The sequence below is a fragment of the Halorubrum ezzemoulense genome (genome assembly GCF_004126515.1).
In the GTDB taxonomy this organism is placed as follows: Archaea; Halobacteriota; Halobacteria; order Halobacteriales; family Haloferacaceae; genus Halorubrum; species Halorubrum ezzemoulense.
In genome coordinates, this window is the sequence record NZ_CP034940.1 from 584,412 (window position 1) to 609,155 (window position 24,744).

Genomic DNA, 24,744 nt, shown 5'->3' on the forward strand with positions numbered 1-24,744 from the left:
CCGACCGCGCCCGTCGACTGTGCGTCCCGACCGAATATCTCGCCCGTCAGTTCGGACCGAACGTCTCGCCGAACCCGTGCGACCGCAACCCACGCGACCCGCGGAGCGAAGCGGTTAAGAGTGAACCGCGGATATTTCCGTCAACTCGCTGGTGCGGACACAGCGGGCACTCGCCGCCGGGGCCGCGGTCGGACCGACCGCCGCGCGCCCCGGGACGAGACGACATGTGGCCCCTCGCGGCTGAATCGCAACCGTCCGCGGACAACAATGGCACGAAGCTTCTACTCGCACATCAAGGAGGCGTGGCGGTCCCCCAAGGAGGGGAAACTAGCTGAGCTGCAGTGGCAGCGCAAACAGGAGTGGCGCGACCAGGGCGCCATCGAGCGCATCGAGCGCCCCACCCGGCTGGACAAGGCCCGCGAGCTGGGCTACAAGGCCAAGCAGGGCGTCATCGTCGCCCGCGTGAGCGTCCGCAAGGGCGGTTCGCGCAAGCAGCGCTTCAAGGCCGGCCGCCGCTCGAAGCGCCAGGGCGTCAACCGCGTCTCGCGGCGCAAGTCGATCCAGCGCATCGCCGAGGAGCGCGCCTCGCGGAAGTACCGCAACCTCCGCGTGCTCAACTCCTACTGGGTCGGTGAGGACGGCTCGCAGAAGTGGCACGAGGTCATCCTCGTGGACCCCGCCCACCCCGCAATCGAGAACGACGACGACCTGAACTGGATCTGCTCGGACGACCACAAGGGTCGCGCGTACCGCGGGCTCACCTCCGCCGGCACCAAGGGCCGCGGCCAGCGCAAGCGCGGCAAGGGCACCGAGAAGACGCGCCCGAGCGTCACCTCGAACGACCGGCAGGGCAAGTAACGCCGCCGTCGACGTTCAGTTCTCGTTTTTCACCGACCGCGTCGCCGAGCGGACGCGCCGCTCGTCGCCCCCGTCCCCCGACGGGCTCGTCGTCTAACGCTCCCGACGCTCTCCGCCGTCGCGCCCCGGACGCCGGCGGCGCAAGAGCAAAGACACCGCGTCACATACCAACTGTAGTCATGGCGATCGCCACGTGACCGGGACCACCCCGATTCCGCCCGACGCGTTCGCGACCGCGCTCAGGTCGCTCGACACGGACGCGCTCGCGACGCTCGTCGCCGACGCGTACGCGGCGACCGCCGACGCGGCCGACGCCGATCCGCCCCGAGTGACCGTGCGAAACGGGGACCAGCGGACCGAACTGCTCGTCGCCTCGGCCGCCGACGGCCGCGTCCCCGACGGCCCGGCCGACGCCGTCGTCGTCGCGAGCGACTCACTGCTTGACGAGGGGACGCTCGACGACTCGACGGTCGTCTCTCCGGCGGACCTCCGACGGCGGCTCCTGTACGCCGTCCCGCCGGCGGCGGCGGACGAGATCGCGGACCGGATTCTCGGCGTCCCCGTTCGGTCCGCATCGTACGACGCGGTCGCTCCCGAGCCCGGCGCTGCGACCGATTCCGGCGACGGATCGCTAGCCACCGACGACGAGGCGACCGACGATGTCCGGACCGTCGACAGCGCGAGCGGCGACGACGCCTCGGGCGATGGCGACGCGAGCGATCTCGCCGGCGGGGCGACGGCCGCCGGCGCGTCGGGACCGGTAGGCCGCAGCGACGCCGATCGCACCGATCGGAACGTCGCCGACTCGCCCGGCGCGTCGCGAGCTGACGACCGGCCGAGCGACTCCGACCCCGATCCACCCCAGAGCGGTGAGCCGGGCGACGGTTCGACCGCCGACGCCGCGAGCGATCGACCGTCCCGCCGGACCGTCGTCGCCGCGATCGCGGTCGTCGCGCTCCTCGTCGCGGCGGCCGGGGCCGGGTTCGCCGCCGGCGCCGCCGGGATCGGCGGGCCGGGCGGGATCGCCGGCGACGACGGGGCGATCGACTCGCCGTCCGACGCGGGAGGGTCGACGGACGACGGCAGCGACGCGAGCGGCACGGACTCGGACGGCGGGAACACCGTGTCGGCCGCCGACGGCGACCCGACCGGTGAGGCCGCGCGGAACACGGCGTTGTCCCCGACCTGCGAGCGGTCCGCGCTTCAGGTCGTCCAGATCCAGATGAACGCGCTCCGGTACAACGACAACGCGACGAACGACGGCATCCGGACCCTCCGGGCGTTCGCGTCGCCGGAGAACAGGCAGGTCGTCGGACCCGTCGGCGAGTACGTCGAGCTGTTCGAGACCGCCCGGTACGGCCCGATGCTCACGTACGATACCGCGGAGTACTCGGTGCCGGAGACCGCCGACGGGACCGCCGCAGTCGAAGTCGTCACGCGCGAGGACGGCACCGTGACCGGGCGCTACGAGTTCCGCCTCGTCCGGGTCGGCGGCGGGAGCGCGACCACGAACAGTTCGCTGGGCAGCGTCGACGACTGTTGGATGACCGACGCCGTGACCGCGTCGGGGGAGTAAGCGTCGGCGTCGGGTCCAGAGCCGTCGCCGACGGAGCGAGTGTCGGCCGCGTCGCGTCTTTGTCGCCGCCGGGAACACGATTATATTCGCGCCAGCACTGGTCGAAGTCATGAGCCTCTCGCTCGACGCGACCCAACTCGACCGCTACTCCAGACACGTCATCTTGGACGGCGTCGGTCCGGAGGGGCAGAAGCGACTGCTCGACGCCTGTGTCCTCGTCGTCGGCGCGGGCGGGCTCGGCGCGCCCGTCGTCCAGTACCTCGCGGCGGCGGGCGTCGGCGCGATCGGGATCGCCGACGACGACGCCGTCGAGCGCTCGAACCTCCAGCGACAGGTCATCCACGGCGACGGCGACGTGGGACGCCAGAAGGTCGACTCGGCCGCCGACTTCGTCGCCGACCTCAACCCCGACGTGGATGTCGAGCGCCACCACCTGCGACTCGACGCGGGTAACGCCCGCGAACTGATCTCGGACTACGATGTCGTCGTCGACTGCTCGGACAACTTCGCAACCCGGTACGTGGTGAACGACGCCGCCCGAATCGAGGGCGTCCCCGTCTCGCACGGTGCCATCTACAAGTTCGAGGGGCAGGTGACGACGCTCTCGCCCGACGGCCCCTGCTACCGCTGTCTGTTCCCGGAGCCGCCGGAGCCGGGAACGGTACCGGACTGCGCCAGCACCGGCGTCCTCGGCGTCCTCCCCGGGACGGTCGGGTGTCTCCAGGCGACGGAGGCGGTGAAACTGATCATAGACGTCGGCGACCCGCTCGTCGGTCGCATGCTGTTTTACGACGCCATGGACCTCTCGTTCGAGACGGTCCCGTACGCGCGTAACCCGGACTGCCCGGTGTGCGGCGACGACGGAATCGACACGCTTGACGGGATCGACTACGCCGCTGGCTGTCGGATCGACGCGGCCTGAGCGGTCCACTCCGGATCGACGCCGTCTACGTGGCCCGTTCCTCGTCGTCGCGGTCGGGGCGCCCGTCGCGACAGCTTATAGCGACCGGTCGGTCATCGCTGTTCCCGCGGTGACGCCGGCGCCGTCGTCGACGAATCCCGACCGCACGCACCACCGGCAGTACCGGTAGCCGGCGCGGTTCTCAGCGCCGCAGTGCCGGCAGACGACCGTCTCCCCGTCGGCGTCGAGCGGCGGCGGGTCACCGGCGTCGGCTGACTCGACCGTCGGACCCCCGGCCGCGCCGCGGTCGCGTGCGACCGCCGAACCGGCCGCTTCCCCGTCGCCGTCGGGCTCCGACGAACGGGCCGCGACCGAGCCGAAGAGCTCCGCGGGGTCGCGGTTCCGGCGGACGAGCAGCCACGTCACCGCGAGGTTGAGCGCCGCCACGCCGACGAATATCGCGGCGAGGGGCACGAGCTGATCACCCGTCATACGTGTCATGTTACCATCCCGGAGTCTTGTGTCTGACGGTGGGTCCACCGGCCGCGCTCCGACGGGCCCGTCGGCGGGCCGCTCCAGAGTACTCTTGAGGCCGCCGGTCGAAGGCGCACCCGCATGAAGGAGACGATCCACACGGACGACGCCCCGGCGGCGGTGGGCGCGTACAGTCAGGCGACGACGGACGGCGACCTCGTGTTCACGGCCGGGCAGATACCCCTGACGCCCGACGGCGAACTCCTCGCCGACGCGTCGATCGCGGACCAGACGGAGCAGGCGCTGGACAACCTCCTCGCGGTGCTCGACGAGGCGGGGGCCGGGCCCGAGGACGTGCTCAAGACGACGGTGTTCCTCGCCGACATCGACGACTTCGACGAGATGAACGAGACGTACGCCGACTACTTTGACGAGGCGCCTCCCGCCCGCTCGGCGGTCCAAGCGGGCGCGCTCCCCAAGGGGGCCGGCGTCGAGATCGAGGCCGTCGCCGTCGTCGAGTAGATGTCCGACGGCGAGGGCGGGCGCGGGGCCGAGACGGACCGGGACGACCCCTCCGGTTCCGGCGGCGGCGGCCGCGCGCCCGGCGCCCCGGCCACGCTGCGTGCTCGCCTGCGGTCCGCGGCGCTGTGGGGCGCCGTCGGCGGGTTCGCCTTCCTCGTGCTCGCGCAGGGGTACCGGCTCGTCGGCCCCGGGTCGCTGCCGGTCGGGATCGGCGGACTGGCGCTCGTCGCGCTCGGGGTCGCGGCCGCGTCGGCCGGTCTCTCCTACCTCGCCGAGGCCCGACTGCGAGCGAAAAGAAGGACTTAACAGTCGCACCGGAGTAGCACGGAGTGAGCCAGGATGGCCGAGTGGTAAGGCGCACGCCTGGAAAGCGTGTTCCCATCCGGGATCGGGGGTTCAAATCCCTCTCCTGGCGTTTTCGACGAACGACACGGCGAGCGAAGCGACCTGTTCGTCGAAAAGCCTGATGGAGGGATTTGAACCAGGGAGTGAAGCGAGCGCAGCGAGCGGAACGACTGAGGTTCAAATCCCTCTCTTGGCGCTCCACTGTCGCAATAACGAGCGAGGAGCGACAGCGACGGGCGGGTCTGGCCGCGACGATCACCTCCAAAGCCCCAGCCGCTCGGCTCTACGCAGACACCTATTGCTCGCCGACGATTACCTCCACAGGGGCGGCCGCGACCACACAGCACCGCACCTCACACCGCCCCAGCCTCGCGGTTCACTCCGGGCTCCCTTCGGTCGCCCGTCGCTCACCGCGTCCCTCGCGCGTGCGACATCGCGCCCTCCGGGCGCTCGTCGGCACGCGCCACCGCAACTAACTCGTGAGAGCCTCTGGCAGATATAGTGGGTGTTTGATTATCACACCGCTGCTGTCGGCCGAATCTGCTTCGAAAGCGTCCGGTTCGGCCCGCCTCGACACGTCCGCACACCGACACAAGATTCATATGTGTGGGTATTGTTGACACGGGTGACGATGCCAGACACGAAATCGGGTCGCGAGCGGAAAGGGAGGAACAAGCGCCGCCAACTCGAGAACCACCTCGCACGGCGCGAACTCGACGCGGACGACGAACCGCCGGAACCGTACGGGGAGGCGACAGACGCGGAGTTCCTCGCCGAGTCCGACGACGCGGCCCGGTGACCGGTCGCGTCCCGATCCCTTCTCACCGGTCGTTCGACCCCTCGCCTGCCGCTGATTTCGCGTCGCGAAAGCTTTAGACCCGGGAGCGGCGTATCTCGCCGCAATGAGTCGCGGCCCCGAACTAATCATCACGGAGAAAGACAACGCGGCGCGGCGTATCGCCGACATCCTGAGCGGCGAGTCCGCGACCGCGGAGCGGATGAACGACGTCAACGTCTACGAGTGGGGCGGCAAGCGGTGTATCGGGCTCTCCGGCCACGTCGTCGGCGTGGACTTCCCCGCCGAGTACAACGACTGGCGCGACGTGGAGCCGGTCGAACTCATCGACGCGCCCGTCACAAAGACGCCGACGCAGGAGGGGATCGTCGCCGCGCTCCGCCGGCTCGCCCGCAACGCCTCGCGGGTCGTCATCGCGACCGACTACGACCGCGAGGGCGAACTGATCGGCAAGGAGGCGTACGAGCTCGTCCGCGAGGTGAACGAGGACGTGCCCGTCGACCGCGTCCGCTTCTCCTCGATCACGGAGAACGAGGTGCAGGAGGCGTTCGCGAACCCCGACGACCTCGACTTTGAGCTGGCGGCCGCGGGCGAGGCGCGACAGACAATCGACCTCACCTGGGGCGCGGCGCTCACCCGGTTCCTCTCGCTGTCCGCGCGCCAGCTTGGAGACGACTTCATCTCCGTCGGTCGGGTCCAGGGGCCGACCCTCAAGCTGATCGTCGACCGCGAGCGGGAGATCCAGGCGTTCGACCCCGAGTCGTACTGGGAGCTGACGGGCGAGCTGGCGAAGTCGAGCGGCGACCCGTTCGAGGCGCGCTACTTCTACCTGAACGACGAGGGCAACGAGCGCGAGCGCGTCTGGGACGAGGCGGTCGCGGAGACGCTCACCGAGGCGCTCGACGCGGCCGACGGGGCGACCGTCGACGACGTCACCCGGCGGACACAGACCGACGACCCGCCGACGCCGTTCAACACCACCGCGTTCATCCGCGCCGCGGGGTCGCTCGGCTACTCCGCGCAGCGCGCCATGTCGCTCGCGGAGGACCTCTACACGGCCGGCTACGTCACCTACCCGCGGACCGACAACACGGTGTACCCGGAGGACTTGGAGCCCGAGGAGCTGATCGCGGACCTCGGCGACTCGCCGACATTCGGCGAGGACGCCGCGAGTCTGCTCGACGAGGACCGCGAGATCGAACCGACCGAGGGCGACGAGGAGACGACGGACCACCCGCCGATCCACCCCACGGGTGAGCTGCCCGCCGCCGCCGACCTCTCGGACGACGAGTGGGAGGTGTACGAGCTGATCGTCCGCCGGTTCCTGGCAACCTGCGCCGACCCCGCGACGTGGGAGCGGTTGCGCGTGGTCGCGCTCGCGAACGGCGAGGCGACGCCGATCGCCGCGGGCGCCGACGGGCTCGCCGCGCTCCGCGACACCGACGACGCGGCGAAGCCGGCCGACCTCGCCGCCGACGGCGGGCTGCGGCTGAAGGCCAACGGGAAGCGGCTGCTGGAGGCGGGCTACCACGAGGTGTATCCGTACCGCTCCAGCGACGAGCGGATCGTCCCGGACGTCGAGGTCGGCGAGACGCTATCGCTGTCGGACCGTTCCACCGAGGGGAAGGAGACCCAACCCCCGCGCCGCTACGGGCAGTCCCGGCTCATCGAGGAGATGGAGAAGCGGCAGCTCGGCACGAAGGCGACCCGGCACCGCACGATCGAGAAGCTGTACGACCGCAACTACGTCGAGAGCGACCCGCCCCGCCCGACGCGGCTCGCCGAGGCGGTCGTCGAGGCCGCGGAGGAGTTCGCCGACCGGATCGTGAGCGAGGAGATGACCGCCCAGCTCGAACAGGACATGGCGGCCATCGCGGCCGGCGAGAAGGAGTACGACGAGGTGACCGCGGAGTCCCGCGAGCTGCTCTCGCGCGTGTTCGACGACCTCACCGACTCCCGCGAGGCGGTCGGCGACCACCTCCAGACCTCGCTGAAGGCGGACAAGACTCTCGGCCCGTGTCCGGAGTGCGGGTCCGATCTCCTCGTCCGCAAGTCGCGGCAGGGGTCGTACTTCGTCGGCTGCGACGGCTATCCCGACTGCGAGTACACCCTCCCGCTCCCGTCGACCGGAAAGCCGCTCCTCTTGGACGAGACCTGCGACGAACACGACCTCCGTCACGTGAAGATGCTCGCCGGCCGGAAGACGTTCGTCCACGGCTGCCCGCAGTGTAAGGCGGACGAGGCCGACGAGCAGGAGGACGAGGTGATCGGGACGTGTCCCGACTGCGGGGCGGAACACGGGGGCGAGCTCGCGGTCAAGCGGCTCCGCTCCGGCTCGCGGCTCGTGGGCTGTACGCGCTACCCCGACTGCGACTACTCGCTGCCGCTCCCCCGGCGCGGCGAGATCGAGGTCACCGACGAGACCTGCGAGGAACACGACCTCCCGCACCTCCGCGTCCACTCCGGCGACGAGCCGTGGGAGTTGGGCTGTCCGATCTGTAACTACCGCGAGTTCACGGCCCGGCAGGAGGGGTCGGAGCTCCAAGCCGTCGAGGGGATCGGCGAGAAGACCGCCGCGAAGCTGAAAGACGCCGGCGTCGACGGCGTCGACGAGCTCAAGTCCGCCGATCCCGACAGTCTGGCGGCCGACGTCGACGGTGTTGGGCCCGACACCGTTCGCGACTGGCAGGCCAGAGCGGACTGACCGCCGGCGCGCCGCGCCCGGTTCGATTCCGCCGCAATTCATAAATCCACAAACACATATGCGCGGAGTGTCTCGATTACCGACAGATGGGTGACCGCGACCCGGACTCGTCGGCCGAGGACCGATCGCCGTCGAGCGGCGACGCCGCTCCGTCGGGGATCCTCCGAGCCTTCGTCGAGGCGGTTCCGACCCCGACGCTCGCCTGCGATCCGGACACGCTGGCCGTCCGCGCCGCGAACGCGCCGGCGGCCGACCTCGTCGGCCACGACCGCGGCACGCTGACGCTGATGGGCCTCCCGGACCTCGGCGAGACCGATGTCACCGTCTCCGGCGAGCCGATCGCTGACGTCGCCGCCGCGGCGGCCTCCCAGACGCCCGGCTCCGACGGCGCGACCGACGCGGCCAAGTGGTTCGAGTGGGACCTCCGTCTCGGCGATCCGAGGCTCCGGGTCGACGCGGCGCTCCACACGGCGACGATCGCCGGGTCCGAGTGGCTGGTCGTCGGACTCTCCGACGCCACCGCCCGCGTCGCCGCCGAGTCCGAGCGGGACACCGAGCGCCGACTGGTCGACGCGCTCGCCGACACCGTCCCGCTCGCGCTGTTCCGCTGTACCGAGGAGGGAACGCTCTCGCGGTGGAACGACGAGCTCGCGGCCGACACGGGGTACGCACCCGACGCGCTCTCCGGACGGGCGCTCACGTCGCTGTTCGACGAGGCGACGCGCGACGCGATCAGCGAGGCCCTCACTCGGGTGTATCGCGACGGCGAGGCGGTCTCCCGCGAGGCGCGCCTCCTCACCCGCTCCGGCGAACGCGTCCCCTATCGGCTCTCCGTCGGTCCGGTGACCGACGGCGACCGCGTCGTGGGGGCCGTCGGCGTCGGCGAGGACGTCACCGAGGCGTCCCTCAGGGAGGAGCGGCTCGCCGTGTTGACGCGCGTGCTGCGGCACAACTTCCGGAACGATCTCAACGTGGTCACGGGGTTCACCGGACAGGCCATCGAGGCCGTCGACGACCCCGAGCTCACCGAGCAGCTCGAACGGGTCGTCGCCACCGCCGAGCGGCTGTTGCGCCTCGGCGAGACCTCTCGCAAGGTCGAGCGGCTGCTCTCCCAGCGCCCGTCGGCGCGACCGATCGCGCTCGCGCCCGCGGTCGACGCCGCCCTCGAATCGGTCGACCCGGCGGTCCTCGACGGGGCCACCGTCGATGTCGACATCCCGGACGACATCGTCGTCTCGGCGGTCGCGTTCCTCCCGGAGGCGATCACCGAGCTCGTCGACAACGCGATCCGCCACAACGACGCCGACGAGCCGCGGGTTCGGGTCTCGGCCGCGGAGCTCCCGAGCGAGTCGTGGGCCTCCCTCGTCGTCGCGGACGACGGGCCGGGGATCCCCCCGGCCGAGCGCGCCGTCCTCACCGGCGAAGAGACGCCGCTCGAACACGCGAGCGGGCTCGGGCTCTGGTACGTGAACTGGATCGCCACCGCCGGCGGCGGGAGCCTCGACATCGCCGAGAGCAAGGCCGGCGGAAGCCGGATCGAGCTGTCCCTGCGCGTCGCCGATGCGCCGCCGATCGACGACACCGAACTGTTCAGCCCGGACGACTGAGCCGGACGGGGGTGACGCGGTCGCCCCGTCGACGCCGAGGTCGCTCCGGCGCTCACGACTCCGCGAGACGGCGCGCGCCTCACTCCGCGAGCCGGAGCTCGTCGCCCACCGTCACCGACTCCGCCGCGCCGGCCGGCAGCTCGACGACGGTGTCGGCGCGGCCGCGGCCCAGTCCCACGAACGGCGCGAGCCGCTTCTCCGCCGTCACCTCGCCGTCGACGAGCCACACCGCGTCGATCGCGAATGGCACGAACAGCATATGGAGCCACTGCGTCTCGGGCTCGTCGAAGGGGAAGACGAGGGCGTAGTCGTCGGGGACCGACCGCCGGAACATCAGCCCGCGGGCCTGTTCGAGCGTCGAGCGGGCGACGTCGACGTCGCTCGCGAGGACGGTCTCGGTCCGGTCGCCCGACGCGTCGGGACGGTGTACGAGTCGCACGCGGGTCACCTCGCCGCGGGCGAATAAATAGGCTCTCGTTCGACGGTGGCTCGCGTCCCCGCGTCCGAGCGTTAGCTCGCGCCGCCGTACGTCTCTTCGAGGTACTCGACGATGTCGTCGCTCTCGGGCATCCCCTCGATCCCGTGCTCCTCGTCGACGAGGACGGGCACGCCGGTCTGTCCGGAGACCTCCTCGACCTCGGTGCGGTCGCTGTGCGAGCGCGGGACCATGATCGAGTCGTACTCCAAGCCGAGGTCGGACAGCTTCGTCTTCACCTTCGCGCAGTACGGACAGCCTTCGAGCTCGTAGAGCGTGAGATCTGCCATCGCCCCCCCGTAGGGCGCGGATCCGTAAAGAGGTGCGGCCGCCGATGTGCGCGGCGCGCACGGGCGGGCAAAAGGCGAGCGGGCGGGGATCGGCCCCTCGCCAGCCGACTTCGGCGGCCGTTCGGCTGGTCTCGGTTGAAACGGGGGAAAACGGAGCGTTCGTCGGACGAAACGGTGGGAACGGTGGAAGTCAGTTCTCGGCCGACTTCACATCGCGCCGCCCATGCCGCCCATGCCGCCCATGCCGCCGCCGGGGGCGCCGCCCTCGTCGTCGCCGCCCGCCGTCGAGAGGTCGCCCGCCGAAATGATGTCGTCGATTTTCAGGACCAGGTTCGCCGCCTCGGCCGCGGAGGCGATCGCCTGCTCCTTCGCGTGGGCCGTCTCGACGACGCCCGCCTCGGCCGTGTCGACGACCTCGCCGGCGAACACGTCGAGCCCGGCGTGCTGGTCGCCCGCCTCGTGGGCCGCGCGGAGGTCGACCAGCAGGTCGATCGCGTCGAGGCCCGCGTTCTCGGCGAGCACGCGCGGGATCAGTTCGAGGGAGTCGGCGAACGCCTCGACCGCGAGTTGCTCGCGCCCCTCGACGGAGTCGGCGTAGTCGCGCAGGCGGCGCGCGATCTCGACCTCGACCGCGCCGCCGCCGGGCAGCGTGCGCCCGTCGGAGACGGTCGTCGAGACCACGTCGAGCGCGTCCTGGATGCCGCGTTCGAGCTCGTCGACAACGTGGTCGGTCGTGCCGTACAGGAGGAGCGTGACGCCGTGGGCGTCCTCGCCCTCGACGTAGAACAGCTCCTCGTCGCCGTCGCGCTCGACCGAGCCGACCGCGAGGTCGTCCGCGGTGAGGGAGTCGAGGTCGGTGACGATCGGCGCGCCGAGGACGTTCTTCAGGAACGTCAGGTCGGACTTCTTCGTGCGGCGGACCGCCAGCACGCCCTCCTTGGCGAGGTAGTGCTGCGCGAGGTCGTCGATGCCCTTCTGACAGAAGACGACGTCGGCGCCGGAGTCGACGATCTGGTCGACCTTCTCGCGGAGCTGCTCCTCCTCCTGATCGAGGAACTTCTGGAGCTGGTCCGGCGAGTCGACGTTGACGGAGGTGTCCACGTCGGCCTCCTCGACCTCGATCGGGTCGTTGAGGAGCAGGACGTTCGCCGACTCGAAGTCGGTCGGCATGTCGTCGTGGACCGGGTCCTTGTCGATCGCCGCACCGGTGAGCAGGCGGGACTCGCCCGCCGCGCGACCGGTGCGCGTCTCGATGTTCAGGTTCGCCAGGTCGACCACGTGGGAGCCGTCGTCGGCCTCGACCGTGACGCCCTGTACGGCGCGGACGACGAGGTCGGCGAGCACGTCCTTGTCGAGCTCGGCGCCCTTGCCGGTCATGGACGTCTCGGCGACGTTCTGGAGCGTCTCAGTGTCGTCGGGGTCGACCGCGGTCGCGACCTCGTCGACCTGCTCGCGGGCGTACTCGCTCGCGAGGTTGAACCCCTTGATCACCGCTGTCGGGTGGATGTCCTGTTCAAGCAGGTCCTCGGCGTTCTTCAGCAGCTCGCCCGCGATGGCGACCGCGCTGGTCGTCCCGTCGCCGGCCTCGTCCTCCTGGGTCTCGGCGACCTCGACGACCATCTCGGCGGTCGGGTTGTCGATGTCCATCTCCTGGAGGATGGTGACGCCGTCGTTGGTGATGGTGACGTCGCCCATCGAGTTGACGAGCATCTTGTCCATCCCCTTCGGTCCGAGCGTCGACCGGACGGACTCGGCGACGCCGCGCGCCGCGGAGATGTTGTACTCCTGTGCGTCCTTGTCCTGGACGCGCTGGGCGTCATCGCCCATGATGATCATCGGCTGACCCTGCTGCATTCGCTGACTCATACAGCGTTTGATTGATTGTGATTCTATATAAATGTCTCGTTGACGGCCGGACGGACACGGACGGACGCCGTCGGGAGCCGCCGTCGAAAACCGCACGACACCGGACCGTTTCTTTCCGGATCGTGCGGAGAGTTAGCATTGGTCTCTGGTGGGACGAATTCGGCTATCCGACGCCGTTTATATATCTCGCTCTCGCCGCCGCGTCACCCCGGAACCCCGCCGGCGAGCAACGCGGCGTCGACGAACGCCTCGCGGCCGAGCGTCCCGTCGGTCGCCCGCGGCAGGGTCGCGTAGACGACGTACAGCGTCGCGCCGGTCCACAGCGCGCCGGAGACCACGTGGAAGACGAAGGCGGTCGTGAGCAGCACACCGTTCCGTCCGGCTAACGACGGCATAATCAGGCCGCGCCGTCGCGTTCCGAGAGCTCCGCGTCACGGCAGCGTCAGCGTCCCCTCGTACCGGTGCGTGCCGTCGACAGTCTCGCGGTACTCGTACGCGGGCGGGGGCTCGATCCCCCACTCGCGGAGGCGCTCGTCGACGCCGTCCACATACGTGACGAGGAACGAATCCCGGTCGCGGAGCGTCGGCGGCGTCCGGGTGTACTCCGTCTCGAACCGACACCGCGCCGTTCGCCCGTCGTCGTTGACCTCGATCCGGACCCGGAGGTCCGAGCGCAGCCGCTCGCGGACCGGCGGCGGGTCGCCGCGGAGGTGCCCCTCGCCGAACGCGTCGATCGCGGCCAGCGCCTCGTTCGGGACGTGGTTCACGGCCGCGGATACGGGCTGGCAACACGAATCTCTGCCGCCCGCGCGCCGCCGGATCGGCGCGGCCGACGACGGTGACGGTCCGCCGTCGATTTCCGACCACGGTGCGCGGACGAAAACGGACGTAAAAGCGCTCGGAAACAGGTTTAATCCGGTTGAGGCCCTGCTGATCGATACCCACTCGTTTATGAATGGACGCTCCGTCGTCGAGTCGATACGCTCGTTCAGATCCGAGGTCGATCCCGTGCCCTTCGCCGCCGGCGCGCTGGCAACGTTCGCGTTCCTCGCGTACACGGCGGCCGACACGGAAGGCGCCGCCGCCGCGATCGACGCGGCGTTCGTCACGTTCGGCCAGGGGCTCGCGTGGCTCTACCTCGGCACGGTGCTCGCGCTGGTCGGGGCCGCCGGCTACCTCCTCGTCAGTCGCTACGGACGCGTCCGCCTCGGCGAGGGCGACCCCGAGTACGGGACGGCGTCGTACGTGGCGATGTTCTTCTCGGCCGGGCTGTCGGCCGGCATCGTCTTCTTCGGTCCCGTGGAGGCGCTGTTACACTACCAGACCGTCCCGCCGCTGTTCGCGGGCGAGGTGGCCGCGGAGTCGAGCGCGGCGGCGGTGCCCGCGGTCGCGTACACGGTCTTCCACTACGGCGTCAGCGCCTGGGGCGGGTACCTCGCGATCGGCATTCCGGTCGCGTACTTCGCCTACCGGCACGACGCTCCGTTCCGCGTCTCCACCGCGCTGTATCCCGTCCTCGGCCCCGACCGGCTCGACGGCCTCGTCGCCCGGACGGTCGACACCCTCGCTGTCGTCGCCACCATCGGCGGGATCGCGACCGGGCTCGGCTTCATCGCCACCCAGGTGCTCACCGGCGTCACGTTCCGGACCGGAGTCGCGTTCGGCGACGCCGAGACGGTCGCCGTCATCGTCGGCATCACCGTCCTCTTCACGCTCTCGCTCGTCGCGGGCGTGAGCCGCGGCATCCGACGGCTGTCCGTGTTCAACATCGCGGTCATGGCCCTGCTCCTCGGCGTGGCGCTCCTCGCCGGGCCGACGGTCGACGTGTTGAACATCGGCGTGGCGGCGCTCGGCACGTACGCGACCTCCTTCTTCGAGATGAGCCTGTTCACGGGGAGCGGCGTGGAGGGCGGCGCGAGCTGGACGGCGGCGTGGACCGTCTTCTACTGGTCGTGGTGGATCGCGTGGGCGCCGTTCGTCGGGCTGTTCCTCGCGCGGATCTCCCGCGGCCGGACGATCCGGTCGGTGGTCGGCACCGCCTTCGGGACGATGACCGCGGTCTCGGCGCTGTGGTTCACCGTCGTCGGGGGGACGTCGATCCGGATCCAGCAGTCCGGCGCGGCCGACGTGCTCGGCGCGGTCGGCGAGTTCGGCGACGGCGTCTCCGGCTACGTCATCTTCGGGGCGTTCCCCGGCGGCGAGCTGTGGCAGCTGCTGTTCTTAGTGCTGGTGACGACGTTCTTCCTCACCTCCGCCGACTCCTCGACGCTCGCGGTCGGCATGCTCACGACCGGCGGCAGCCGGAAGCCGTCGGGCGCGAACCGGGTCTTCTGGGGGATCCTCCAGGGTGCGATCGCCTCCGTGCTCGTGGTCGTCGGCGGCGCGACCGCGCTCCGGTCGTCGGTGATCGTCACGGGCGCCCCGTTCGCGCTCGTCTGTCTCGTCGCCATGGGCGGGTTCCTGCGCTGGCTGTCGCGGTCCGACGAGCCGGTCGCCGCGGACGATCCCCGGCCGGAGTCCGACCCGGTGCCGCCCGCGTCGGCGAGCCTCGCCGAGGACGACGACTGACCGCGCGGGACCGCCGGCCCCCGCGGACGACGCCGGACCGGCCCTGACGACGCGGCGATCGAAACCGGCTTGATCGACGCGCGCGCAAGTCGGTCCATGTCGCTGGCAGCCGACACCCGCGAGGCCGTCCGCTCGCGGCCGTTCGTCTTCGACGCGCTCCGCGCCGGCCTCCTGAACTACAGCGCCGCGGCCGCGTGGCTCGCCGAGGCCGCCGCCCTCGACGGCGAGCCGGACGCGGTCGCGGCCGCTCTCCGGCGCTTCCGCGAGGACCTGCCCGCGTACGCGACGGAATCGCGAGGGACGACCGTCTCGATGCGCAGCGGGGTCGGGCTCTCGGCGGCCGACGGCGCGGCCGAGGGCGACGCCGGCGAGCCGCTCCTCCGCGTCGGCGACGCGGCCGTCGCTCCGGAGGGCGACCGCACGGCGATCGTCGCGACCGGCGATGTCGACGCCGCGGCGCTAGGGGCGTCGCTCCGCCGGTTGGCCGTTCGGGACATCGAGGTCCCGGCCGCCGGCGTCGCGGAGAATACGCTCGTCTGCGTCGTCGGGCGGCGCGACGGTCCGGACGCGGTCCGGATCGTCGAGGCCGCGCTCGACGCGGTGCCGACGACCGACTCGACCTGACGCGCGGTCGATGGCCGGCTCCGCCTTGACGCGCGGTCGATGGCCGGCTCCGCCTTGACGCGCGGTCGATGGCCGGCTCCGCCTTGACGCGCGTTCAACGACAGCTCCGGCCTGTCGCGCGGTCAACGCCGCTTTGCGGGTCGACCCCGAACCCCGGCGTCGCACCGTTTTCGCACTCCCGCAGCCTCCGAAGTCCCTAAGAGCGGCGCGGCCCCAGTACGGGTATGCAGTCGCTCGTCATCGTCGCGCACGGCTCGCACCTCAACCCCGAGTCGAGCGCGCCGACGTACGACCACGCCGACACGATCCGCGCCACCGGTGCCTTCGACGAGGTCCGCACCGGCTTCTGGAAGGAGGAGCCGCACTTCCGAGAGGTGCTCCGCACCGTCGAGGGCGACGAGGTGTACGTCGTCCCGCTGTTCATTTCGGAGGGCTACTTCACCGAGCAGGTGATCCCCCGCGAACTCCGCCTCGCCGGCTGGGACGTCTCGGAGTGGGACTCCGACGGCCTCTCGGCGGACCAGGCGACGCTCGTCGCCGAGGACATCGACAAGGAGGTCCACTACTGCGGGCCGGTGGGGACCCACCGCGCGATGACCGACGTGATCGTCCGCCGCGCGGAGTCCGTGACGAACGACGCCGACGTGGGCGACGGGTTCGGCCTCGCGGTCGTCGGCCACGGCACCGAGCGCAACGAGAACTCGGCGAAGGCGATCGAGTACCACGCCGACCGGATCGCCGAGCGCGACCGATTCGACGAGGTGAAGCCGCTGTACATGGACGAGGACCCGGAAGTCGACGACCTCCCCGAGCACTTCGAGAGCGACGACGTCGTCTTAGTTCCCCTCTTCATCGCCGACGGCTACCACACGCAGGAGGACATCCCGGAGGACGTGGGCCTCTGTGAGGACCACACCGAAGGATACGACGTGCCCGAGACGGTCGACGGCACGCGGATCTGGTACGCGGGCGCGGTGGGAACGGAGCCACTCATGGCCGACGTGGTCTTAGAGCGCGCCGACGACGCCGGCGCCGACCTTGGGACGGCGCTCGACGACGTGCGAGAGACTACCCGCGTCGCCACGGGGGACTGAGCGTGAGCGACCCGACCTCCGCGGAGGCTGACGCGGCCGACGACGGATCCGAAGACGCCGGTGGCGAGCCCGACGCGCCAGAGATCGACCTCCCGAGCGAGGCGTTCGACGCGGTCCTCGACGCGCTCGCCGACCGCGAGCCGGGAGAGCCCGTCCGGTTCGAGGGGTTCAGCGTGGCGCGCGGCGCCGACGAAGACGACGAGGACGCTCCCGTCGAGGACGCCCCCGGCGAGTACGTCCTCGCCGACGGCGACCGCCCGGTCGGGCTGAGCGAGCGCGAGCTCCACGAGGCGCTCTCCGAGCGCGCCGCGGCCGTCACCGACTGGTACACCTTCGAGCGCGTCGTCGGCGAGTTCGGGCCGCGTCGCGCGTTCCTCCGCTGGATCGAGGACGCGGACGGCGATACCGTCGCGACCCGGTACGCCGCGCTCGCCGAGGGCATCGAACGCGCGTGGGGCGAACTGAAGATCACGGCGACGGTCACCGACCGCGGGGAGCGCCGCTACGACGTGCGCCACGCCGACGACGCCGGCGTCCCGGTCGACGATCTGGACGCGTACGACGACCCGCTCAACGCCCGCGATCTGGTGACGTTCGACGAACAGGGGCGGTACCGCCCGCTCAAGACGGCCCCGTCGCTCGCTGGCGGCTGGGTGTTCCCCGACCTCGGCCCGCGCGACCTCTACGAGGCGGTCGAGACGATCTACCCCGCGACCGTCGCCAACTGGCACCGCGAGCGCGAGGGGGAGCTCGACGTGACTCACTGGCGCGAGACGATGGAGCGCCAGTCGGGCATCTACGGCGTCGTGAAGACGTGGGACCGCGGCGAGGGGTACGAGCACGTCAACTGGGTGGCGGAGGCCTGTTGCGACGACTCGCAGTGTCTCAAGCGCCGCGAGTGGCAGTACGACGACGAGACGGACCTCGACGTCGACGGCGGCGACGGCGCGTTCCCCTGCCGCGAGCCGTGTTCAGTCGTGGTGTCGGCCGCGCGGAAGTGGACGCGACTGGAGAGCGAGCAGCCGCGGACGTACGAGTTCGACCTGACCCCGAGCGAGAAGGAGCAGGTCGAGGACATCATCGACGCGGTCGCGGACGGCCGGACCGACGAGATCCGCGAGGCGGACACGAAGGAGGGGGCGAACCGGTACCGGGCGCGCTTCCTCCGCGCCAAGCTGTTCGACGACGAGGGGAACCTCGGCCGCGTGCCGACCGAATCGGCCGAGGAGTGACCGGCTCCGTAGCCCGACCCCGATCGGACGCACCGGAAACATCGCCGCGCCCCGCAGGCTTTTCTCGGCTCCCCTGAAACGGTGGGGCAATGAACGCCGTCACGTTGGGTCCCGCCGGCACGTACTCGCACCGCGCCGCGCGCGCCGTCGCCGCCGAGGTGTCGTTCCGCGAATCGGTCACCGCCATCGTCGACGCCGTCGCGGACGGCGAGTTCGAGCGCGGCGTCGTCCCCATCGAGAACAGCATCGAGGGGTCGGTCACGGAGAGCCTCGACGCGCTCGCCGACTACGACGTGTCCGTCACCCGCGAGGTCGTCACGCCGATCCGCCACGCCCTCCTCTCGCAGGACGACTCGTTCGAGGTCGTCGCGAGCCACTCGCAGGCGCTCGCGCAGTGTCGCAACTGGCTGGAGTCGAACTACCCGGACGCCGGCCTCGAAGCGGTCGCTTCCACGGCCCGCGGCGTCGAGCGTGCCCGCGAGGACGCCCGCGTCGCCGGGATCGGGCACCCGGACAACGCCGGCAACGACCTCTCTATCCTCGCGGAAGACATCCAGGACCGGACGTCGAACGCGACGCGGTTCCTCGTCGTCGCGCCCGAGTCCGCGAGGGCCGACGCCGGCGGGAAGACCACGCTGATCGTCTACCCGAACGCGAACTACCCCGGCCTCCTGCTGGAGCTGCTGGAGGCGTTCGCCGACCGCAACCTCAACCTCTCGCGGATCGAGTCGCGCCCGAGCGGCGAGCGCCTCGGCGACTACCTGTTCCACTTCGACGTGGACGCCGGGCTCTACGAGGACCACATGGCGAAGGCGGTCGACGATGTCGAGACCATCGCGGACAAGGGGTGGGTGAAGGTGCTCGGATCGTACGACACCGAGCACGTGCTCGACTGAGACCTGAACTTCGGAAGACTGCGACCCGTTGCTCCGTTATTTAAACGACCAGACCTAACGGTGGCGACTATTTATCGATGAACGCGGCGGTACGGTGGCGCGCGCCTCCGAGCGGCCGCCTACGGCGGCCGTGAGGAGCGCGTGCGAGGTCGCCGGCGCCACGCGCCGGCTGCCAGAGGGACCTTCGGTCCCTCGTTGGAGTCGCTGGCTCCCGGAGCGAAGCGGAGGGCGCCAGCGACGAGGCTGGGGAGGCGCGAGGTGCGGTGCTGTGCGGTGCGGGACTCAAAGGGGCAGCCCTGAGTGCGAAGCACGGAGACGCAAGTAGCGGGGCGCTACGCGCCGCGGGAAGCCGGCGGCGAAGCCACCGGCGACACCGCAGCGAAGGGGCGGTAGCGACCGACCGAGGAACACAGCGAGCCGCGCGAGCCCTCACGACTGGGGCTTTGGAGATGTTATCCGCGGTTCCGTCGGCAGCTGTTTATATACGAGCGACCGAGCCACCCACCGCTATCGCCACATTGACTATCCCCCCGGTGAAACGCGCGGTTCCGTATTACTCGAACCGGTACGTCGCGCCGTCCGGGCCGTCCTCGATCTCGACGCCGACTTCGCCGAGCGCGTCGCGGAGCTCGTCCGCGCGCTCGTAGTTGCCCGCCTCGCGCTCGGCCTCACGGACGTTCAACACGAGTTCGACCAGCTCGCCGGCGAGGTCGACGTCGCCGTCGCTCGGCGACTCGAACTGGAGGCCCAACACGTCGCCGCCGAGCTCTTCGAACGCTTCGACCGCCTCGCGGAGGCCCCGGTAGTCGTAGGCGGCGTCTGCGTCACGGGTCCCGTTCCCGTCATCGTTCCCCTCGTCGACCGCGTCCACGTGTCGGTTCACCGCGTCGGTGAGATCGAGGAGCGCCGCGGTCGCCTCTCGGAGATTGAGGTCGTCGTTCATCGCGGCCGCGAAGTCGTCGCGGGCGGTCGCAACTGCCTCGCGGAGGTCGGCGTCCTCGGCTTTCGCTCGGGCCTCGGTCGAGTCGAGCGCCTCGACGGCGCGGTCGTACGTGCGGGAGAGCCGCTCCCAGCGCTCCTCGGCCTCCGCGATCGTCTCCTCGGTGAGCGCCTGCTCGGAGCGGTAGGCGGCGCCGGCGTAGAACGCGCGGACGACGTTGACGCCGAGTTCGTCGAGGGCGTCCGGAACGGTCCAGAAGTTGCCGATCGACGAGGACATCTTCTCGCCGTCCATCTCCAGCAGGCCAACGTGGAGCCAGTGGCGCGCGAACGCCTCGCCGGTCGCCGCCTCGGACTGCGCGATCTCGTTCTCGTGGTGCGGGAAGACGAGGTCGCGCCCGCCCATGTGGATGTCGAGGGTGTCCCCGAGGTGCGTCGTCGACATCGCCGAGCACTCCACGTGCCACCCGGGTCGCCCCTCGCTCCACGGCGACGCCCACGTCTCGCCCTCGGGCGTCTCCGCGCCGTGGTCGTGTTTCGCGTGTTCGCGCGCCGCGGTCTCGCTCACGCCGTCGGCCTTCCACAGCGCGAAGTCGGCCGAATTCCGCTTCTCCGAGCGCTCGTCCGGCTCGCCCTGCGCTTCGAGCGCGTCTAACTCCTGGTTCGAGAGCTTCCCGTACTCGTCGAAGCGGGTCACGTCGAAGTAGACGGAGCCGTTCGACTCGTAGGCGTACCCCTCCTCGATCAGGGTCTCGACGAGGTCGACGATCTCCGGCACGTGCTCGGTGACGCGGGGGTACACCTCCGCCCGCCTGAGGTTGAGTCCGCGCATCGCGTCGAACGTCGTGGCGGTGAACGCCTCGGCCACGTCGCGTTCCTCGGTCCAGTCGTCGCGCTCGCCGACGCGGGCCGTGATCTTCTCGTTGACGTCGGTGACGTTCTCGACGTGGCGTACGTCGTAGCCGAGGTGTTCGAGCCACCGGTGGAGCACGTCCGCGTGGAACCACAGGCGGGCGTGCCCGAGGTGCGGGTCGTCCGACACCGTCAGGCCGCAGACGTACAGCGTGACGTCGCCGTCGGCCGTGAACTCGACGCGCTCGTCTTCCAGGGTGTCGGTAACGACGAGACTCATTACGAGACGGTTGCCGAGGTGAGCGTTTCAAATCGTCGGATCGCGCGAGACGACGACCACCCGCCCGACGCGGTCGGCGGGTCGATCGTGGACGCCTTCGGTGACTTGGCGGTGAACACCTCCAAAGCCCCAGTCGCGAGGCCGAAGTACGCTCGCTGTGCTCCTCACTCGGTCGCTCCGCTCCCTCGTTCCGGTGCTTGCGTCGCCTACGGCGGCCTCGCGACTGCCCCTTTGAATCCCGCCCCACACCGCAACCGCACCTCACGCCTCCCCAGCCTCGTCGGCCTCCCTGCGGTCGGCCGACTCCCTCGCACGCGCTCCTCACGGCCGCCGCAGGCGGCCGCTCGGAGGCGCGCGCCACCGTAGTTCAATTTATACATCGACGACATTCTCCCTCACGCCTCCCGCGTCGTCCACTCCACCTCGTACCCCGCCTCGCGTACCGCCTTGAGGACGCGGTCGACGTGGGCAGGGCCGTTCGTCTCCACCTCGAAGACGAGGTCGGCGTCGCCGACCGGCAGGTCAGGTCGGCTGCGCTCGTGGCGCACGGTCCGGATGTTCGCGCGCTCCGCGCCGATCAGGGTGCTGATCTCCCCCATCGTCCCGGGCGTGTCGTCGATCCGGACGGAGAGCTCGATCAGCTGGTGGCGGTCGACGAGGGCGTGCGTCACCACCTCCTTCAGCGTCGTCACGTCGATGTTGCCGCCGCAGAGAAGCGGGACGACGGTCTCGCCGCCGAGGTCGAGATCGTCGACCGCCTCGTCGTTCAACAGGGCGGCCGCGGCGGTCGCGCCCGCGCCCTCGACCATCTGCTTCGCGCGCTCCAAGAGCAGGAGGATCGCGTTCGCCACGTCGTCGTCGCTCACGACGACCGCCTCGTCGAGGTGTTCGTCGAGGAGTTCGAAGGTGAGGTCGCTCAGCCCGCCGGTCGCGATCCCGTCCGCGATCGTGTCGGGTTCGTCGCGCGTCACGAGTTCGCCGGCCGCGAGGCTCTCCGAGAGCGTCGACGCGCCCTCGGTCTGAACGCCGACGACCCGCGTCTCGGGCGACCGGGCCTTGACCGCGGTTGCGACCCCGCCCGCGAGCCCGCCGCCCCCTACGGGGACGAGGACGGTGTCGACGTCGGGCACCTGGTCGAGCACTTCCAGGCCGAGCGTCCCCTGTCCCGCGACCACGTCGGGGTCGTCGAACGCGTGGACGAACCGCGTCCCGGGGTCGTCGGTCAGCGTCCGAGCGTGCGCCATCGCCTCGGGGAACGCGCTGCCCCGGAGGACGACCTCGGCGCCGTAGGCGCGGGTCGCCTCGATCTTCGCCGCGGGCGCTGCCTCCGGCATCACGATCGTCGCTTCGATCCCGGCGTCGGCCGCCGCGAGCGCGACCCCCTGTGCGTGGTTGCCCGCGCTCGCGGCCACGACGCGCTCGATCGGGACCTCCGCGGCGCGCTCTCCGGACCCGTCTATCGCCAGCGAGATCGCGTTGTACGCGCCGCGCGTCTTGAACGAGCCGGTGCGCTGGAGGTGTTCCATCTTGAGACGCACGTCGGCGCCGCACCGATCGCTCAGCGAGCGACTCCGCTCAACGGGCGTCCGCTGGACGATGTCGGTGCCGGCGAGCCGCTCGGCGGCGGCCTCGACGTCGTCGATCGCGACTGGGGACATAGCGGAGCCGTTCTCGGGGCCCCACGAAAAGGACTCGGTTACGGAACGCCGGTACCACCCACGGGTCCGCACCGCTCCGCGCCGACCCGCGCCCGCTATCGCTTCCCGAGCGCCTCCTCGAAGACGCGCTGCGCGCGCTCGTACCCTTCGTTCCGGTCGACGATCGGGTGCGCGTAGTCGGGCGCGAGCTCCTCGCGCTCCGCCCGCGAGAGGGTCGGCCAGTCGACCACCTTCCCGGACGGCACGTCCGAGAGCTCCGGGACGTACGCCTTCACGAATCGGGCGCCGTCGTCGTACTTCGACATTTGGCTCACCGGGTCGAAGATGCGCACGTCGACGGAGTCGGTGCCGGTGGAGGCGGTCCACTGCCACGCGCCGTGGTTCGAGGCGTAGTCGTGGTCGATCAGCTGCTTCGTGAAGTAGCGCGCGCCGCGCCGCCAGTCGATCAGGAGGTGCTTCGTGAGGAAGCTCGCGACCACCTGCCGCGGCCGGTTGTGGATGTACCCCTCCTCGTTCAGCTGTCGCATTCCGGCGTCGACGAGCGGGTAGCCGGTCTCGCCGCGCGTCCACGCCTCGAAGGCGTCGTCGTCGTCGCGCCACGCGATCTCGTTCGGGAACGACTTGTAGTTCGACACGGCGAGGTCCGGGTTGAAATACAGCAGGTGGTACATCTGCTCGCGCCACGACAGCTCGTACCGGTACTTGTCGACGTTGCGGCGCTCCCCGCCGGTCACGGCGTCGTACACGTCGCTCGCGCCCGCCCACAGCTCGCGGACCCCGATTGCGCCGGTCGCGAGGTACGGAGACATCCGCGAGACCGCGTGCGTCGGGGCCTCGACGGCCCGCGCGAGGTCGTCGCGGGTGTCGTTGTACGAGGTGATCCCGTAGTCGAGGAACTCGTCGAACCGCTCGCGGGCGGCCTCGTACCCCGCGTCGGGGAGGTCGATGTCGGCGTCGGGCTCGGGGACGGTCTTCCCGTCGCGCACGTCGGCCAGCGCGGCCGCATCCGGCTCCGCGTACGGCCCGCGCTTCGGCACGGCCTCCCAGTCGCCGTGGAACTGGCTGTGGTTCGGATAGCGCGCCTCCAGCCGACCGGGGTCGACCAGCACGATGTCGGTCCGCGAGTCGGTGTCGACGCCTTCGCCGGCGAGCGCGTCCTCGACCGCCCGCTGTCGGTTCCGACGGGCCGCTCGGTACTGTTCGTTGTAGAACACCGCCTCCGCGTCGTATTCCGCGGCGAGGTCGACGAGGACCGCTTCCGGGTCGCCGGCGCGGACGATCAGGTCGCTCCCGAGTTCGCGGTACCGCTCCTCTAGTCGCTTCACGTGGCGGAGGAAGAACGCGCGCTGCCGCGCGCCGACCGTTCCGAGCAGGTCGGCGTCGTACACGAACACCGGCACGACTTCACCGTCCCGAGCCGCGGCGGCGAGCCCGGCGTTGTCCCGCGTTCGAGCGTCTCCTCGGTGCCAGAACAGGCGCATACGATCTCCAAGGGCGCCAGCGGATAGTGTCTGTCGCCGGCGTCTCGGCGCGCCGCCGTCCCCGCCTCCGCCAGTACGTTCAAGACGCTCCGTCACGAATCCTGACCTGTATGACCCGACGCGATCCCTTCGACGAGATAGAGGAACTGTTCGAGCGGATGGGCCGCGAGTTCGAGGAACTCGGCGGCACGCTGGAGGGCACCGGCCCCGAGGTCCCGCGGTTCCCGGGGGCCCGCGACGTCGACGTCGACGTGGTCGAAGACGACGAGGCGATCACCGTCGTCGCCGACCTCCCCGGATTCGACGCCGACGACGTGGATGTCGAACTGCGCGACGACGCGCTCGTTATCAGCGGGTCCCGCGAGGAGTCGAGCGAGTTCGATATCGCCGAAGAGGACGGTGCCGACGATCCGGACGACGGCGAGAGCGGTCCGGCCGACGTCCGCTACCACCGGCGCGAGCGCCGGCGCAGCACCGTCTCCCGTCGGGTTCCGATCCCCGAACCCGTCGAGGCCGACGCGGCGGCGGCCTCCTTCGACGCCGGCGTCCTCACCGTCACGCTCCCCAAGCGCTCGCCCGACGACGACCGCGGGCACACGATCGACGTCAGCTGAGCCGCGCTCGCGTCGTCGGGTGTGACAGGGGGTGCGCCGCGGCCGGGATACCGGAATCCGCCGCCGCGAGATAGCACGCGTCAGTCGCTATT

General features: G+C 70.7%; 22 protein-coding genes, 1 tRNA gene and 1 pseudogene. 15 read left to right on the plus strand and 9 right to left on the minus strand.

The genetic code is table 11. The annotated features are described in order from the left end of the window. The first annotated feature begins 267 nt into the window (after positions 1-267). From EO776_RS02855 to ubaA, 3 genes are all read left to right on the plus strand, one after another. Positions 268-858 carry a 50S ribosomal protein L15e gene (locus EO776_RS02855; RefSeq protein ID WP_049931415.1) on the plus strand — a complete coding sequence of 197 codons (591 nt, stop codon included), beginning with the start codon at positions 268-270 and terminating at the stop codon, positions 856-858. A 193-nt stretch (positions 859-1,051) separates the two neighbouring features. Next, positions 1,052-2,434, plus strand: coding sequence for a DUF4864 domain-containing protein (locus tag EO776_RS02860; protein WP_094520125.1), 1,383 nt, complete (start codon positions 1,052-1,054; stop codon positions 2,432-2,434). 109 nt (positions 2,435-2,543) lie between these two features. Continuing rightward, positions 2,544-3,356, plus strand: coding sequence for an SAMP-activating enzyme E1 (gene ubaA / locus EO776_RS02865; RefSeq protein WP_094520126.1), 813 nt, complete (start codon positions 2,544-2,546; stop codon positions 3,354-3,356). Between the two features lie 75 nt (positions 3,357-3,431). Here the strand turns inward: ubaA and EO776_RS02870 are convergent, their stop codons facing one another. Continuing rightward, the gene (locus EO776_RS02870) at positions 3,432-3,827 is read right to left on the minus strand and encodes a DUF7577 domain-containing protein (protein ID WP_086219669.1); all 396 of its coding nucleotides are present in this window, start codon (positions 3,825-3,827) and stop codon (positions 3,432-3,434) included. Positions 3,828-3,950: 123 nt separating this feature from the next. On the opposite strand from EO776_RS02870, the gene EO776_RS02875 reads away from it, so the two are divergent. From EO776_RS02875 to EO776_RS02895, 6 genes are all read left to right on the plus strand, one after another. Then, on the plus strand, positions 3,951-4,331 hold the full coding sequence (locus EO776_RS02875; RefSeq protein WP_086216840.1) for a Rid family detoxifying hydrolase: 381 nt from the start codon (positions 3,951-3,953) through the stop codon (positions 4,329-4,331). Further along, entirely contained in the window at positions 4,332-4,637 is a 306-nt protein-coding gene (locus EO776_RS02880; protein WP_186279050.1) for a hypothetical protein, read from the plus strand. A 27-nt stretch (positions 4,638-4,664) separates the two neighbouring features. Continuing rightward, positions 4,665-4,746: transfer RNA gene (locus tag EO776_RS02885), tRNA-Ser, on the plus strand. Between the two features lie 561 nt (positions 4,747-5,307). Continuing rightward, positions 5,308-5,475 carry a hypothetical protein gene (locus EO776_RS18845; RefSeq protein WP_167373069.1) on the plus strand — a complete coding sequence of 56 codons (168 nt, stop codon included), beginning with the start codon at positions 5,308-5,310 and terminating at the stop codon, positions 5,473-5,475. Positions 5,476-5,578: 103 nt separating this feature from the next. After that, entirely contained in the window at positions 5,579-8,176 is a 2,598-nt protein-coding gene (locus tag EO776_RS02890) for a DNA topoisomerase I (RefSeq protein ID WP_089308035.1), read from the plus strand. An 86-nt stretch (positions 8,177-8,262) separates the two neighbouring features. After that, positions 8,263-9,783, plus strand: coding sequence for a PAS domain S-box protein (locus tag EO776_RS02895; protein ID WP_099288925.1), 1,521 nt, complete (start codon positions 8,263-8,265; stop codon positions 9,781-9,783). Positions 9,784-9,862: 79 nt separating this feature from the next. Here the strand turns inward: EO776_RS02895 and EO776_RS02900 are convergent, their stop codons facing one another. The 5 genes and pseudogenes from EO776_RS02900 to EO776_RS02920 all read right to left on the minus strand — a co-directional run bounded on the left by EO776_RS02900 (position 9,863) and on the right by EO776_RS02920 (position 13,181). Next, complete coding sequence (locus tag EO776_RS02900) at positions 9,863-10,231, minus strand: DUF192 domain-containing protein (protein ID WP_086219665.1); 369 nt, start codon at positions 10,229-10,231, stop codon at positions 9,863-9,865. 62 nt (positions 10,232-10,293) lie between these two features. Continuing rightward, positions 10,294-10,548, minus strand: a complete 255-nt coding sequence (locus EO776_RS02905) for a glutaredoxin family protein (protein ID WP_049931424.1) — start codon at positions 10,546-10,548, stop codon at positions 10,294-10,296. Between the two features lie 207 nt (positions 10,549-10,755). Beyond that, a complete protein-coding gene (gene thsB / locus EO776_RS02910) occupies positions 10,756-12,402 on the minus strand; it encodes a thermosome subunit beta (RefSeq protein ID WP_049931518.1) in 1,647 nt (548 codons plus the stop codon). Positions 12,403-12,644: 242 nt separating this feature from the next. Further along, positions 12,645-12,782, minus strand: a pseudogene (locus tag EO776_RS02915) (copper resistance protein CopD); the annotation flags it as partial. 63 nt (positions 12,783-12,845) lie between these two features. Then, a complete protein-coding gene (locus tag EO776_RS02920; protein WP_049931425.1) occupies positions 12,846-13,181 on the minus strand; it encodes a hypothetical protein in 336 nt (111 codons plus the stop codon). Between the two features lie 184 nt (positions 13,182-13,365). Here EO776_RS02920 and EO776_RS02925 point away from each other — a divergent pair, with 184 nt between their 5' ends. The 5 genes from EO776_RS02925 (at position 13,366) to pheA (ending at position 18,828) form a co-directional block, all read left to right on the plus strand. After that, a complete protein-coding gene (locus EO776_RS02925) occupies positions 13,366-14,982 on the plus strand; it encodes a BCCT family transporter (RefSeq protein WP_094519984.1) in 1,617 nt (538 codons plus the stop codon). 96 nt (positions 14,983-15,078) lie between these two features. Next, positions 15,079-15,606 (plus strand): DUF7523 family protein, encoded by a 528-nt coding sequence (locus EO776_RS02930; protein WP_094519983.1) that lies wholly within the window; start codon positions 15,079-15,081, stop codon positions 15,604-15,606. A 224-nt stretch (positions 15,607-15,830) separates the two neighbouring features. Next, on the plus strand, positions 15,831-16,700 hold the full coding sequence (locus EO776_RS02935; protein ID WP_049931428.1) for a CbiX/SirB N-terminal domain-containing protein: 870 nt from the start codon (positions 15,831-15,833) through the stop codon (positions 16,698-16,700). Between the two features lie 2 nt (positions 16,701-16,702). Then, the gene (locus EO776_RS02940) at positions 16,703-17,932 is read left to right on the plus strand and encodes a DR2241 family protein (protein ID WP_094519982.1); all 1,230 of its coding nucleotides are present in this window, start codon (positions 16,703-16,705) and stop codon (positions 17,930-17,932) included. 89 nt (positions 17,933-18,021) lie between these two features. After that, positions 18,022-18,828 carry a prephenate dehydratase gene (gene pheA, locus EO776_RS02945; protein WP_094519981.1) on the plus strand — a complete coding sequence of 269 codons (807 nt, stop codon included), beginning with the start codon at positions 18,022-18,024 and terminating at the stop codon, positions 18,826-18,828. 553 nt (positions 18,829-19,381) lie between these two features. Here pheA and cysS read toward each other — a convergent pair. The 3 genes from cysS to EO776_RS02960 form a co-directional block, all read right to left on the minus strand. Then, positions 19,382-20,899 carry a cysteine--tRNA ligase gene (gene cysS / locus EO776_RS02950; protein ID WP_094519980.1) on the minus strand — a complete coding sequence of 506 codons (1,518 nt, stop codon included), beginning with the start codon at positions 20,897-20,899 and terminating at the stop codon, positions 19,382-19,384. Positions 20,900-21,294: 395 nt separating this feature from the next. Continuing rightward, positions 21,295-22,557: a threonine ammonia-lyase gene (gene ilvA, locus EO776_RS02955; protein ID WP_049931432.1), complete on the minus strand. Its 1,263-nt coding sequence runs from the start codon at positions 22,555-22,557 to the stop codon at positions 21,295-21,297. 95 nt (positions 22,558-22,652) lie between these two features. Beyond that, positions 22,653-24,038: a cryptochrome/photolyase family protein gene (locus tag EO776_RS02960; protein WP_094519979.1), complete on the minus strand. Its 1,386-nt coding sequence runs from the start codon at positions 24,036-24,038 to the stop codon at positions 22,653-22,655. Positions 24,039-24,148: 110 nt separating this feature from the next. Here EO776_RS02960 and EO776_RS02965 point away from each other — a divergent pair, with 110 nt between their 5' ends. Further along, complete coding sequence (locus tag EO776_RS02965; RefSeq protein WP_094519978.1) at positions 24,149-24,652, plus strand: Hsp20 family protein; 504 nt, start codon at positions 24,149-24,151, stop codon at positions 24,650-24,652. Positions 24,653-24,744 lie beyond the last annotated feature (92 nt).

Excerpts from the sequence above, each read along its gene's own strand:
- EO776_RS02875 (WP_086216840.1), top strand. The coding sequence starts at position 3,951 with ATGAAGGAGACGATCCACACGGACGACGCCCCGGCGGCGGTGGGCGCG.
- EO776_RS02895 (WP_099288925.1), top strand. The coding sequence starts at position 8,263 with ATGGGTGACCGCGACCCGGACTCGTCGGCCGAGGACCGATCGCCGTCG.
- EO776_RS02870 (WP_086219669.1), bottom strand. The coding sequence starts at position 3,827 with ATGACGGGTGATCAGCTCGTGCCCCTCGCCGCGATATTCGTCGGCGTG.
- ubaA (WP_094520126.1), top strand. The coding sequence starts at position 2,544 with ATGAGCCTCTCGCTCGACGCGACCCAACTCGACCGCTACTCCAGACAC.
- EO776_RS02905 (WP_049931424.1), bottom strand. The coding sequence starts at position 10,548 with ATGGCAGATCTCACGCTCTACGAGCTCGAAGGCTGTCCGTACTGCGCG.
- cysS (WP_094519980.1), bottom strand. The coding sequence starts at position 20,899 with ATGAGTCTCGTCGTTACCGACACCCTGGAAGACGAGCGCGTCGAGTTC.
- EO776_RS02930 (WP_094519983.1), top strand. The coding sequence starts at position 15,079 with ATGTCGCTGGCAGCCGACACCCGCGAGGCCGTCCGCTCGCGGCCGTTC.
- ilvA (WP_049931432.1), bottom strand. The coding sequence starts at position 22,557 with ATGTCCCCAGTCGCGATCGACGACGTCGAGGCCGCCGCCGAGCGGCTC.
- thsB (WP_049931518.1), bottom strand. The coding sequence starts at position 12,402 with ATGCAGCAGGGTCAGCCGATGATCATCATGGGCGATGACGCCCAGCGC.
- EO776_RS02890 (WP_089308035.1), top strand. The coding sequence starts at position 5,579 with ATGAGTCGCGGCCCCGAACTAATCATCACGGAGAAAGACAACGCGGCG.
- EO776_RS02855 (WP_049931415.1), top strand. The coding sequence starts at position 268 with ATGGCACGAAGCTTCTACTCGCACATCAAGGAGGCGTGGCGGTCCCCC.
- EO776_RS02880 (WP_186279050.1), top strand. The coding sequence starts at position 4,332 with ATGTCCGACGGCGAGGGCGGGCGCGGGGCCGAGACGGACCGGGACGAC.
- EO776_RS02965 (WP_094519978.1), top strand. The coding sequence starts at position 24,149 with ATGACCCGACGCGATCCCTTCGACGAGATAGAGGAACTGTTCGAGCGG.
- EO776_RS18845 (WP_167373069.1), top strand. The coding sequence starts at position 5,308 with ATGCCAGACACGAAATCGGGTCGCGAGCGGAAAGGGAGGAACAAGCGC.
- EO776_RS02935 (WP_049931428.1), top strand. The coding sequence starts at position 15,831 with ATGCAGTCGCTCGTCATCGTCGCGCACGGCTCGCACCTCAACCCCGAG.
- pheA (WP_094519981.1), top strand. The coding sequence starts at position 18,022 with ATGAACGCCGTCACGTTGGGTCCCGCCGGCACGTACTCGCACCGCGCC.
- EO776_RS02960 (WP_094519979.1), bottom strand. The coding sequence starts at position 24,038 with ATGCGCCTGTTCTGGCACCGAGGAGACGCTCGAACGCGGGACAACGCC.
- EO776_RS02925 (WP_094519984.1), top strand. The coding sequence starts at position 13,366 with ATGAATGGACGCTCCGTCGTCGAGTCGATACGCTCGTTCAGATCCGAG.